The organism is Desulfoprunum benzoelyticum (assembly GCF_014201505.1).
Taxonomy (GTDB): domain Bacteria; phylum Desulfobacterota; class Desulfobulbia; order Desulfobulbales; family Desulfocapsaceae; genus Desulfoprunum; species Desulfoprunum benzoelyticum.
On the sequence record NZ_JACHEO010000005.1, the window covers coordinates 123,969 to 136,390 of the forward strand.

Annotated in this window: 12 protein-coding genes; 3 read left to right on the top strand and 9 right to left on the bottom strand. The window is 59.1% G+C overall.

Annotated elements, in window-relative coordinates; genetic code table 11:
• Positions 1-12: 12 nt before the first annotated feature.
• Positions 13-2,715, bottom strand: a complete 2,703-nt coding sequence (locus HNQ81_RS06645) for a response regulator (RefSeq protein ID WP_183349563.1) — start codon at positions 2,713-2,715, stop codon at positions 13-15.
• A 148-nt stretch (positions 2,716-2,863) separates the two neighbouring features.
• Positions 2,864-4,210 (bottom strand): hypothetical protein, encoded by a 1,347-nt coding sequence (locus HNQ81_RS06650; protein ID WP_183349564.1) that lies wholly within the window; start codon positions 4,208-4,210, stop codon positions 2,864-2,866.
• A 533-nt stretch (positions 4,211-4,743) separates the two neighbouring features.
• On the opposite strand from HNQ81_RS06650, the gene HNQ81_RS06655 reads away from it, so the two are divergent.
• Together HNQ81_RS06655 and HNQ81_RS06660 are read left to right on the top strand one after the other, a co-directional pair.
• Complete coding sequence (locus HNQ81_RS06655) at positions 4,744-5,082, top strand: PilZ domain-containing protein (RefSeq protein ID WP_183349565.1); 339 nt, start codon at positions 4,744-4,746, stop codon at positions 5,080-5,082.
• A gap of 173 nt (positions 5,083-5,255) precedes the next feature.
• Complete coding sequence (locus tag HNQ81_RS06660; protein ID WP_183349567.1) at positions 5,256-6,143, top strand: hypothetical protein; 888 nt, start codon at positions 5,256-5,258, stop codon at positions 6,141-6,143.
• A 21-nt stretch (positions 6,144-6,164) separates the two neighbouring features.
• Here HNQ81_RS06660 and amrS read toward each other — a convergent pair whose 3' ends face one another.
• From amrS to mqnB, 6 genes are all read right to left on the bottom strand, one after another.
• Positions 6,165-7,178, bottom strand: a complete 1,014-nt coding sequence (amrS, locus tag HNQ81_RS06665; RefSeq protein WP_183349569.1) for an AmmeMemoRadiSam system radical SAM enzyme — start codon at positions 7,176-7,178, stop codon at positions 6,165-6,167.
• Between the two features lie 64 nt (positions 7,179-7,242).
• Positions 7,243-7,425, bottom strand: coding sequence for a hypothetical protein (locus HNQ81_RS06670; RefSeq protein ID WP_183349571.1), 183 nt, complete (start codon positions 7,423-7,425; stop codon positions 7,243-7,245).
• A 106-nt stretch (positions 7,426-7,531) separates the two neighbouring features.
• Positions 7,532-8,272, bottom strand: a complete 741-nt coding sequence (locus tag HNQ81_RS06675) for an arginyltransferase (RefSeq protein ID WP_183349573.1) — start codon at positions 8,270-8,272, stop codon at positions 7,532-7,534.
• Positions 8,272-9,375, bottom strand: coding sequence for a molybdenum cofactor guanylyltransferase (locus HNQ81_RS06680; RefSeq protein ID WP_183349575.1), 1,104 nt, complete (start codon positions 9,373-9,375; stop codon positions 8,272-8,274). Before HNQ81_RS06680 ends, HNQ81_RS06675 begins: the two co-directional genes overlap by 1 nt.
• Positions 9,372-10,235: a 1,4-dihydroxy-6-naphtoate synthase gene (locus HNQ81_RS06685; protein WP_183349577.1), complete on the bottom strand. Its 864-nt coding sequence runs from the start codon at positions 10,233-10,235 to the stop codon at positions 9,372-9,374. The genes HNQ81_RS06680 and HNQ81_RS06685 overlap by 4 nt, the downstream gene beginning before the upstream one ends.
• On the bottom strand, positions 10,232-10,897 hold the full coding sequence (gene mqnB / locus HNQ81_RS06690; RefSeq protein ID WP_183349579.1) for a futalosine hydrolase: 666 nt from the start codon (positions 10,895-10,897) through the stop codon (positions 10,232-10,234). The genes HNQ81_RS06685 and mqnB overlap by 4 nt, the downstream gene beginning before the upstream one ends.
• A gap of 128 nt (positions 10,898-11,025) precedes the next feature.
• Between mqnB and queA the strand changes: the two genes are divergently transcribed.
• Entirely contained in the window at positions 11,026-12,135 is a 1,110-nt protein-coding gene (gene queA / locus HNQ81_RS06695) for a tRNA preQ1(34) S-adenosylmethionine ribosyltransferase-isomerase QueA (protein WP_183349581.1), read from the top strand.
• 4 nt (positions 12,136-12,139) lie between these two features.
• On the opposite strand, the gene HNQ81_RS06700 is transcribed toward queA, so the two are convergent.
• Positions 12,140-12,412 (bottom strand): FmdB family zinc ribbon protein, encoded by a 273-nt coding sequence (locus HNQ81_RS06700; RefSeq protein ID WP_183349583.1) that lies wholly within the window; start codon positions 12,410-12,412, stop codon positions 12,140-12,142.
• Positions 12,413-12,422: the final 10 nt, after the last annotated feature.

The window sequence follows — 12,422 nt, forward strand, 5'->3', positions numbered from 1 at the left end:
GGCGTCCGGCAGTCACGGCGATGCCGGCCGCCGCTCCATCTCGTTCTTGATCGCCCGGGCGATCTGGTTCATCGTGTACGGTTTCTTGACAAAACCGCCGACCCCGAGCTGCATCGCCGCCTTGACGTCGCCGCTTTCCGAGAAACCGCTGACAATCAGGGCCTTCTGGCCGGGGTAAATGGCAATGATCGCCTGGTAGGTCTGCAGGCCGTTGATCCCGGGCGGCATCAACATGTCGAGAACGACAAGATCGACCGATCGTCGGCGAAGAAGATCGATCGCCGCCTGGCCGCTCTCCGCCGTCATGACCTCGTAACCGAAGGTTGTCAGCATCTTGGTGGCGATATCGCGCTGCAACGGCTCATCGTCGACCACCAGGATCGTCCCCCGCCCCTGCAGATCCATCGTTTCGTCAACGAAAACGTCGTCGCTCCCCGGTCGTTCTTCAACGGGCAGGAAGACGCGGAATGTCGTGCCTTTCGCCTCGCTATCGAGCTCAATCCGTCCCCCATGCTCCTTGACGACGTTCCAGACGACGGTCAGGCCGAGCCCGGTTCCCTTCTTACCCATGACCTTGCGGGTATAGAAGGGCTCATAGATATGGGGCTGGTTTTCAACGGGGATACCGGGACCATCATCGCCCACCTCCAGCACCGCCAGGCTGCCGTCGATCAGGCCGCCGGCCTGTTCCGCCTCCTGGCGCGAGGTCCTGATGACGACCGATCCGCCATCGGCGGCAAGGGCCTCGACCGCGTTCATCACCAGGTTCATGACAACCTTCTGGATGTGGACCGGAGAGCAGTTGATCAGGGCGTCATGCGATTCATCGACGACCTGCACCCGTACTTGCGGATACCGCCGTATCATCGTCTGGAACTCCGCCGACTCCATATATTCCTTCACCAGGGAGCAAAGCGCGACATTCTGCTTCATTCGGGCACTGCCTTTGGCCAGGGTGAGCAGATCGGCAACGACGGCGGCGGCACGCCTGCCGGAGGCGAGAATGGCCTCGAGCGGAACGCGGAACGGGCTGTCGGCCGGTATGGTCGCCAGCTGCAATTCAGGATAGCTGATAACGCCGGCCAGGATATTGTTGAGGTCATGGGCGACGCCGGCGGCGGTCATACCGACTGCCGCCATCTTTTCCGACTGGACGAGCTGCTGTTGCGTCCTTTTGAGGTCATCCAGGGCCTCATGGAGCTGTTGGTTCTTGTGCTCGAGATCCTCGACGAGCAAAAGCCTGGCCTTCGTCACCGCATCGGCCGCCAGTCGCTCCTTTTCCTCCCGCTGCCGCCGCCTTCTCTCCGATATATCGACGACCCGACCCTCGATGAGCTGCATCGCCCCGTCTTTGTCCATGACCAGGCGGGCGCTCATCGAGGCCTGAAACACCGAGCCGTCCCGACGCAGCAGCGGCACCTCGTATTCCCGGACCTTTTTTTCCTGCATCAACTGCCGCAGCAGTTCCTGATGATCCTCGGCGCTGATATATCTCCCGGTCAAATTGCCGCTGAGAGCGAACATGTCCTCGACGGAATCGTATCCCATCATCGACGCAAGCGCCGGGTTGATTTCAATCAGGAGGCCGTCCAATCGGGCACGGTAGATCCCCTCCAGGGCCGAGACGAAGAGATCCCGGTACTTTTCTTCCGCCTCGCTGATTCGCTGGAAGGCTTCGATACGCTCGATGGCGCTTTCCATCAGGCCGGACAGGGCCTTGACGAAACCGGCTTCCCCCGGCGACAGCTGCCGACCGTCCGTCTGGGCGACAAAGTTGAGGGAAGACCCGTTGCCAGCAACGGGCAGACGAGTGACCGGCAGTGTAAGCAGGAAATTGGCTTCATGTTGATCCCGTTGCCGGCGGACCGGCAGATTTTGCTCGATCCTGTCGGCGGCGACACGGAAAACCTCCTCCCTGTCATCGGCCCGGGAGAATTCCTTCGCCGCCAGATTGAGCGTCTGCAACTTGCAGGTAGAGTCTTCTATCACTTCAAGCAGGGTATTGACCTGCCGCATCAACTGACCGAGTTGGTCGGGCACGCCGGGATTGACAATCCGGACGGTAAAATCACCGGCGGCATACCTTTTCAGGACCGACAAGGCCTCGATGATGCGCGGAACGACCATCCGGTGAATCAGAAACGCCGAGATCAGTGTCGTCAGGAAGATCGCCAGAGTGGCCCCGAGACAGAAGAACAGGACGAGCCCCATCTTCGAGTCTTTGATCGTATCGGCCGAGATCCTGACATAGAGGCCTCCCAGAAAGTTGCCGTTGGCTCTCAAGGGGGTCACGTGCGAAATGTAGTGCGCCCCGCTCCCGTCGACAAAGGCATATTGTCGAGCCTGATCCATATCCGGATCGAAAACGCTTTTTTCCTCTTCCACTAGAAAATCGGTGAACACCCTGCCTTCCCGGGACGGTTCAAAATGAAAAAAAACTTTTCCACCCCGGCCGAAAACAAACGCGTCGACGACCTTTTCCTGCACCAGATCACTGAGCGCACGAAGGTCCTCGACCTTGTCAAAGGGCAGGGCCCGCTGGTTCATCAGCACCCCGGGGAGGGCCAGTTTGTCGGCAATACGGCTGTCGATTTCCCGATTGAACCGTGAACTGTAAAATATCCCCATCATCATCAGCAGGACGACCTCGATGGTCAGGATGGCGAGGAGGATTTTGACGGGAATGTTCAGTCTGATGCGCTTGATCAACCGCATAATCAATCTACTGTGTGAAAACTTTTCCCGACCGGAACATCTCGGAAGAAGGCGGGATGGTTTCGGTCCTTCGGGACCTGGTGATCATGGCATGTCGAAGGTATCCGGCCCCTCATCTTGAAGGCAGCTTGAAGGCAGATCGTCTGTGTCACTGCCGGACCTGACGGACAAGCGCCTGGTAATAATCCCCGGCCTTGAGCTTTCCCTCCAGTATCAGGACCAGATCGTTGCGGAATTCCTCTTCGCCGACCGGCATACCCTTGCCGAAAACATAGGTTGGGGCACGAATATTGCGCATCGGCAGCGCATTGTACTGCAGTTCCATGTCGTAGAGAAAATCCCCATAGACATCCCCCGCGCCCCTGCCCAGCACCGGTTCCTGGAGGTTGCCGCGGATGCCGGTCGGATTTCTCGTATATTCCACCCATTTTTCGGCGATTTCCGGCTCTGTCCACATCATCGACAGATCGATCGCCGCCTGGCGGTTGGGGCTTCTTTTCATGACCGCGAAGGCGTTGACAAAATGGCCGACCAACCCGTTCGGCTGCTTCACGTAGGGTTGTTCGACCGGGATGCCGTTCTGGTAGTATTGCGGCGAAACGCCACGAAAATGGCTGTACATGTAGGTACCGCCGGGCAGAAAGAGACTGCCGCCGGCCAGGAAATCGCGTTCACAGTCCCGCCAATCGAGGGTCCGCCAATCGGTGTTGATCACAGGCTGGTAGCGCGACAGTTGCTCGAAGATCTCCAGGGTGGCGAGAAAGGCTTCGGCCTTCCTTTCATCATACTTCTCCTGTATGACGAATTCAGGATCGGAAAACTGACTCTTGAAAAGATATTCGAACAGGGCCTCGATCCTGTTGAAGGAACTCAGATGAAGGAACGGGATGAAAGTCCCGTGTTCCTTGTTGTACGCGGCAAGGAGCCTGGCGTAGGAAAGAAAATCCTCGCTCGTCATCCCCCTCTCCTTGACCGCGATACCCGTCTTGTCCGCCACCTGCCTGGTGTACCAGAGACAGAAGACGATCCCTTCGATGTGGGGGCCGGCAAAAATCCCGCCCATTCGCTCCCGGTAGTAAGGTGTTTTGACGATGAAGTCTTTCTGGCTCTCGAGAAATCCGGGGACGGTGGCAAAATCGACCAGATGTTTCCGTCCCCACAGCGGATCGTTCAGCAGATCGGCAACATGGTTATATACGGGGATGTCGCAGAAGACGATATCCCATTCGATCCTGCCGGTTTTGATCATCTCGACAATTTTGTGAGCGACCTTCATCTTGTAATAATCGCCCTCTCCTTCAAGATCGACATCGAACTGGAGATTGACGGTCATCTCCGGGTGGAGGAACTCGAACTGTTTCTTGACCTCATGAACCAGCAGTTCACGCTTGTCTTCGCCCTTCCAGTGCCCCATCCAGTTAAGTTGACCGGCCGGCAGCGGCAGTGGCAGAACCAGGACAAGCAGCGTCACCCAGAGAACATATTTCCCGCCCATCGTATTCTCGTCTTGAGATTGTCAGGAGAAACCAAAGTCATCCATCCATTGCAGGCATTTCGGTACGATCTGAACTCCTTCGTCATCATACCGATTGATCTCAGTAAGTAAAAGATTATTTCCCACCGCGGTGCAATCCGATCTCACTTTTACAACCTGGTCATCAATCCAAAATAATCCCAGCTAATCCCGGAATATGTGCTGTTGTTGACGGATTCAACCCCACCCCGTATCTCATCCCACTGCCTGTCAGGATATTGTGCGTTTTCCCCTCTTCTGGCGGCTGATCTTATTCCTTGTCAAACAGCAGGAAATTACGTAGTATTTAGATACGGAACATTACTATTTTCAAACAAACCCAGTCGTTCTGGGTATTGACGACTGTACTGCATGACAGCATACAGGAGTGAGGCACTCGTTGTCCGCCCGGCGGGGCAGAAAGGATTGCCGGGCTGTCTCAGGGGTTCCGATCAGGGTGGTACCCGACATAATTCTTCCCGGCGCCTGGTCGTCCGGAGCAACAAGAGGAAGTCATGGAAAAACGACGGTACCAACGGATGAGTATAAACACCCTCTGGGCGGATGTATCCGACGGCAAACGTTTTTACTCAGGAATGGTGACTGACCTGTCACGTTTTGGACTGAGGCTGACCGATCTTCCGCTCAAATGCGACACCAGTCAGCGCCTGTCGATCGTCGTTTCCGGCCAGGGGAAAAACTTCAAGATGCTGGCGAGACCGTGCTGGACAAAAAACGGCGGCACCGGAAAGAGCGTCGGCGTCGAGATCATGAACGCCTCCTGGGGGTGGACCGAGTTCGTCATCAGCCATGAGCCTTCTCCCGCTGATGTCCGGAGCGAGGTAGCCCTCTGAGCCAGTCCCGCCTTCCCACCGATAACGCCGGGCGGTATCCGCAAATTGCCGGAGCGGAGACCGGGGATTTTGCATCGCCGAGCCTCTTGCATCATGGCAGAGACTGATCTTGTAAAGTTATTTTTCCCCGGCTATTCACTCGTCCGGAAGTGGCCTTCCCCGGTCCGCCTGCCATGAATTTTCTCTACGACCGCATCACCTACCTCTTCGATCCATTGCATCATCTCTGGGAACATGAAAAGATACACAGGAAGATATCGGTCCTGCTGGTCATGTTCTTCATCGGCAGTCTGATCGCTATCGAACTCAAGCGCCAGGGCTATCTCCCCGGATCCGTCGCCCGGTATGTCCCCGGCAATCATTTTTACGCCGTCCAGGCCGCCTTCACCGTCGTGTTGATCCTCGAGGTCATCAGCCTGATCTTCACCCTCCCCTGTTCGTTCAGCCGCTCCGTCGGCAAGCAGTTCGAGATCCTGTCGCTGATCCTGATGCGCAATGCCTTCAAGGAATTGTCGCAGTTTCCGGAACCCATCTCGTTCGCCGGCAACGAGGTGGCGATCCTCCATATCCTCTCCAATGGCTTCGGCGCCCTCCTGATCTTCGCTCTGCTTGGTTACTACTACCGGATTCAGGCCAAGACCGCCGACGACACCATGCGCCCCGGCGATCTGTACAGCTTCGTCGCCGCCAAGAAGGGCATTGCCCTGATCCTGCTCCTGGTCTTCTGCACCATGGGGATTCACAGTGGCATCCAGACGTATTTCGGTACCCGGGAAACAGATTTCCTCCATGAATTCTATACGATCCTGATCCTGACCGATATCCTCGTCGTCCTCATCTCCCAGTGTTTCCACCCCAATTTCGCCGCGATCTTTCGCAACTCGGGATTCGCATTGTCGACCCTGATCATCCGCATCGCCCTGGCCGCCCCACCCTATTTCGACGTGCTGCTCGGCATGGCCGCAGCCCTGTTCGCCATCCTGCTGACAAGGATCAGCAGCCACCTGTTTGTCAGGCAGAGGAAGGACCTGAAAACGAAGGTGGCGGAACAAAGAGGGTGAACGGAAAGACGAGGACGGCAATCAGTCCCAGACCCCGGCAAGGTGGGCGCCGCAATCCGGACAGGCGCCCCCGGTGAGGCGGTTCGAAAGCACCTGCAGTCCCCTCCGCTCGATCAGCCTGGAACCGCAGGAACCGCAGACCGTGTCCTCGCCGCCGACACCGATGTTGCCTTCATAGACGTGCAGCAGCCCCTTGTCCCGACCGATGCGGGCGGCGGCCTTCAGAGATGAACGCGGGGTGGGGGGAACATCGAGCATCCGGTGCGACGGGTAAAAGGCAGTGACATGCCAGGGGATGTTGCGGTCGATGGCCGCCAGAAAAGAGGCGATCGATGCCAGTTCCGCAGGGGAATCGTTCATGCCGGGGATGATCAGGGTCGTGACCTCGACCCACACCCCAAGCGCATGCAGCAGTTCGACGGTGTCAAGCACCGGCTGCAGCCTCGCCCCGCAGACCTTCTTGTAAAACTGATCGCTGAAGGCCTTGATGTCGACGTTGACGGCGCACAGGACCGGCGCCAGCATCTCCACCGCCCCTCTGCTCATGTAGCCGTTGGACACGAAAATGTTCTTCAGACCCTGCTGTGCGGCGAGAACGCTGCATCGATAGGCAAACTCGAAAAATATCGTCGGCTCGACATAGGTATAGCTGATCGATTGGCATTGAGAGCGCTGCGCCGCCCTGACGACACTCTCGGGAGTCCTGGTTACGCCTGGGAGATCGCCGGATCTGCTGTCGACCTGGGAGATCGAAGAATTCTGGCAGTGAAGGCAGCGGAAATTGCAGCCCATCGTCGCGATCGAGTAGGACAGGCTGCCCGGCAGGACATGAAAGAGCGGTTTTTTTTCGATAGGGTCGACATGCTCGGCCACCAGGTTGCCGTAGACGAGCGAGACCAGCCTTCCTTCCCGGTTTTCCCGCACCCCGCAGATCCCCCGTTTTCCCTCGCCGATCAGGCAATGGTGGGCACACAGGCCGCAACGGACAGCATCACCCTGTTGCTCGAAAAACAGGGCCTCACAGGTTGCATTCATGGTTTCACCGGTTTCGAAGACAGTCCTGGCCGTATCTGATTCCGGCCGGAACGCGGAACTGCGATCAGATCAAACGAAGGATCCAGCCGACAATGTTGCGGATCGCGGCGACCAGCGCACATTCCCGCGAAACCGACGATTGGTAATTCCGTGTCCGGGCATACATCTGACCTTCGTCAGGGACAATCAATCGTCGGCCGTAAGAGGTATCCGCCTTGACAATGCCTTCCATATGCCATTTTTTCATTGGTCCACCCCCATCATGGAATACCAATTTAAAAAGGTCGTGGCGCCCCTGCCTCAGGTCAGCATATCACAGATCAAAATCATTCGTCAAACATCCGGCCGGCGGGCTACGACCGATACGACCGCCATTGCCCGTCCTCCAGCAGAGAATAGGGCTTGAACGCGGTTTTGTAGCTCATCGCCGCCACATCACGAATATAATAACCAAGATAGATGTAATCGATGCCCCACGCCCGGCACATATCGACAAGGGTTATGATGTTGTAGGTGCCAAGACTGCGGTCGCTCTCGTCCGGATCGAAATAGAAATAGACTGCATTGACCCAGTTCCTGCCGAAATCGACAATCGAAGCACCGACAAGACGGCCTGCCAGGCGAAATTCGATCCGGCGGCTGTCGACAATGCCGTTGAGGAAAAAACTCTGGTAGTATCCTTCGGCGGTATTGTTTTTCTGCGGATACCGTCTTTCGAGAAACTTCTGACAGAGCTGGAGATTCTCCCGGTCCTGGACCAGGTCCTCGACACTGCATTCGATATCGACGTTCTTTTTCTGCACCCGCCGCTGGTTCCGGTTCGGGCGGAACTCGCGGACATCGAGACGGATCGCGATGCAGGCCGCGCAGTCGGCGCAGTGCATGGTATACAGGCAGTTGCCGTTTCGCCGGTAGCCGGCGGCAAGGAACAGCTCCATCACCCGCTGTTCGATCGGGCACAACATCGCCTGGTGAAACGTGGCAACGAAGGGGAGACCATAGGGACAGGCAGTCCGCAAATCGACGAAATACCGTTCGATCCGGGCCCTTATCCGACCAAAATCCTCGGAGCACTGCTCGTCGTAGGAAGACATCAGCCCTCTCCCGCTTGCTCCCGGTTGATGCCGCAGTCATCGCAGTACTGTTCAAATTCCGACGGGGTGTTGATGTTGTCCCAGGCGTGAAGGAATGGCTCGGGGATGACCGGATGGTAGACATCGATTTTGTGGGCAATCATGCCGATCCGAAGCGAACCAGAGAGTCGCAGCTCCTCGAACAGCGTCCGGCAGCGTCGGTCATAACAGGCGAACAGCGGCTCGACGTAGATGTCGGCCTTCCGTCGCGGGATGACGGCCCATCGTCCGGGCCGGCGCTCCTCCAGCAGCCAGTGCAACGCGGAAGAGGTCAGGGACGGCATATCGCAGGCGACGAGAAGCCAGGTGACGTCCGGCTGCCAGCGCATGGCGGCCAGGATTCCCGACAGGGGGCCGACGAGGCCCGGTGCATCGGCAATCCGGGTCAGATCCTGGAGGGAAGAAGGAATTTCCCCTCGACCGGCCAGGACGACCCTTTCGACATGGGGACGCAGGACATCGACCGTATCCTCCAGCCAGGTCCGGCCACCGGCTTTCTCGAGCAGGTGCTTCGGCCGCCCCATCCGTGAACTCCGGCCGCCGATCAGGACACAGGCCCAGACCGGCACTGCCCGCCAGATCTCGTCCAGCCAGGAAAGCAGCAGATCGGCACAGGCCGCAGTCCCCTGACGGGGATCGACCGTGCGGAGATCGGCGGTATCCCCTTCGTCCGTCTCCAGGGCGGCCGTGGTCGCCAGCCGCACCGTATTGAGGGGCAGACCGCAGTCGCCGTCGACCAGGACAAGATCATGGTGCAGGGCGAGATCGGTCAGCAGCGACAGGGCATGACCGGCATCGACCACCTCGAGGTGGGAGACACTGAAGCTTTCGCCGCCGTCGGGCCGATCTGCGGCCGGGATCGCGGTATCCCCGGGAAACGGAGCGACGGCGGTCGCAGGAACACCGGCTGCCGGAAAACGGACGACCAGCAGCCGCAGGCCGCGGCCGGCAATCTCGCCGGCCAGCGAACGGCCGAAGTCCTGAGCGATCGCTGCATTCGTCGATATCAGCCGAAAGACCGGCAGCCGCCGGCACGCCGATATCCTGTGAGCGCCGTCGCTCATCTTTCTTCCCCGAGGTGGCAGGCAAAGAGGGGGAGCTGTCCTTCCGCGCCTGGCGGCAGAACCCCGGCGGTCCGTCCACGCTGAAGGAAGACGCTGATCGCCGCCATTCCTTCGTCACCAAGATGACGGGAAAAATCGTTGACATACAGGCGGATGTGGTTCTCCACGATCTCCGGCGCCGTCTCCTGGCTGTGGGCCCGGATATAGGGCAGGCATTTTTCAGGGAAGCGGAAGCCATAATCGACGCTGGCCGCCACCGTCCGCTCGACGCGCTTTATCACCGCATCGCCCAGGCTTCGCCTGGCGACGATGCAGCCGAGGGGAATCGGCTGGCCGGAGATCGTCTCCCACCACTGGCCGAGATCCTGGAGACAGGTCAACCCTTCTTCGCCATAGGTGAAACGGCTTTCGTGGATGATGACCCCGGCATCGACCTCGCCCCGGCGGACCGCCGCCATGATCCGATCGAATCGCATCTCGACCAGGTCGGTGCAGGCCGGCTGGAACAGCTTGAACAGCAGGGCGGCGGTGGTCAACCGGCCGGGGATGGCGACCCGTCGGCCGGCAAGGTCGGCCACCGGAATTGCGGAGGCGGCGACGACCAGCGGTCCGCAGCCGCGGCCGAGAGCGCCGCCGGCGGCGAGGACGCAGTATTCGTCACTGACATGGCCCAGGGCATGGCAGGAGATCTTGGTGATATCGAGGCGATGGTCCAGGGCCCAGGAATTGAGGGTCTCGACATCCTCCAGGTGCGGCCTATCGAATTTGAGGTCGCCAGGATCGATAACTCCATGGCTTAAGGCATAGAAGATGAAGGTGTCGTTGGGGCAGGGTGAGTAGCCCAGGGACAGTGGTTTCATGACAGTTCCAGTTCACGGAGAAGAAGGAAGGCGGCTCCGGCGGCAACCTCACAGGCCTCGTCCAGCTGCCAGTTCTGCGAGTTCCGATTCTCGACCATGTTCGATATGGAGCGCACCTCGAGAAACGGCAGGCCAAAGGCCTCGGCGACCCGGGCTATCGAGGCGCCTTCCATATTTTCGCACAATCCCTGCCACTGTTGCCGCAGATTCTCGCCGCGGGCCCTGGTGCCGGACACGGCATTGACGGTGACAAAGGTCCCGACATGGGGATGAAGGTCATTGCGCTGGAGGATGAGGCCGGCCTGGAGCAGCAGGGAACGGTCGATGTCATAGGCGATCCGACCGGTCAGCTCCTCCGGCAGGTAATCCATATTGTCACCGTAGCAGATGCCGAAATCGCCGGCGATTTCCCGCTCGGCCAGACAGACGTCAAGAGGCGCGGCCGACTGATAGCCCTGGAGGTTGATATAGGCCCCGGCAACGCCGAAATTGACGATTCCGCGGATATGCCGCCCATCGGTGCACAGGAAGCGCGCAATCCGCAGGGCCGACTCGACCGGCCCCACCCCGGCAACGAGGGTCACGCAGGGAACCTTCGAGGCGGCCAGCATCCGGCCCAGGGGCGCCATTTCCATTTCAGTTGCGGCAACGGCCAGGAACATGGTATCTAAAGCAGCCCCCTCTCTGACAGATCCCAGATAGTATGCCCGGTCCCCGCCCCAGATTTCCTGGATCGGCGGAAACAGAGGCGCCTTCCATCACATTTCTTACTACTGAAAACACCACCCACATGCAACAGGATTTCATCCTTTCCGCCTACGACTATCATCTGCCGACGGAGCGTATCGCCCAACATCCGGCCGACCGTCGCGACAACTCCCGCCTGCTGGTTCTTGACAACGACAGCAGGACGATCAGCCACCGGCGATTTACCGACATCGTCGATCTGATGAACGACGGTGACCTGCTGGTCGTCAACGACACCAGGGTCTTCCCGGCGCGACTGCAGGGACGAAAGGACAGCGGCGGCAGGATCGAGGTCTTTCTCCTCGAGTTTCCCTCCCGCGCCGGAGAATCGGCTGGACCAGCCCGGGCGACGGCCCTGCTCCGGAGTTCGAAGCGACCGCAGCCCGGCAGCCGCCTGTTCCTTGACGGCGGTCTGGTCTGCACGGTCATCGAACTCCTGACCGACGGCAAGGCGCGTCTCGAGATGCTCTTCGGGGAAGGCGAAGACATCGCTCAGGCTCTGTCCGCCTGCGGCCAGGTCCCTCTGCCGCCGTACATCCTGCGTCGGGAGGGGACAACAGCGGCGGACCGCGAGCGTTACCAGACGGTCTATGCCCACCGTCCCGGAGCCGTCGCCGCGCCGACCGCCGGCCTCCACTTCACCGAGGCGCTGCTGCAGACCCTGAAAGGCAAGGGCGTGAATCTGGCGACGATCACCCTCCACGTCGGATACGGCACCTTCGCCCCGGTGCGGACGGAGGAGATCAGGGATCACAAGATCCATGCCGAATATATCGAGGTCCCAGCCGAGACAATGGCATTGATCTCTAAGACGAAGGAAAGCGGCGGCCGGGTCTGGGCCGTCGGCACCACCACCGTGCGGGCCCTCGAATTTGCGGCAAGACAGCGTCAAGCCACCCCGGCTGCAGTCGAAGGATGGTGCGATCTCTATATCTACCCAGGTTTCACCTTCAAGATCGTGGACTGCCTGATCACCAATTTCCACCTGCCGAACTCATCGCTGATGTTCCTGGTTTCGGCGCTCTGCGGACGCGAAACCCTGCTCTTCTGCTATGAAACGGCGGTCAGGGAAGGCTACAGGTTCTATTCTTACGGCGATGCCATGGCAGTCGTTACCGCAAAAACCACGGCATCAGCGGGATGGGAGGAGTAAAACCTTAACTGGCGCTCGCCGCCGGGCAATTGGCACAACCGCCGCCTGACGGACAGGAAGCGGAGGCCGCCGGTGCCGATTTGCCGGCGCCGCCGGAGGAACTCGAGTAGCCATCGGCGTACCAGCCGCCGCCTTTGAGTTGGAAGGAACTCATTGACATCAACTTTTTGACCGATCCGTCGCACTCCGGGCAGACACTCAACGGTGCGTCCGAGATCTTCTGCTGAACCTCAAAAACTTTGTGGCAATCGCTGCATTCGTATTCGTAGACAGGCATTATCGTACTT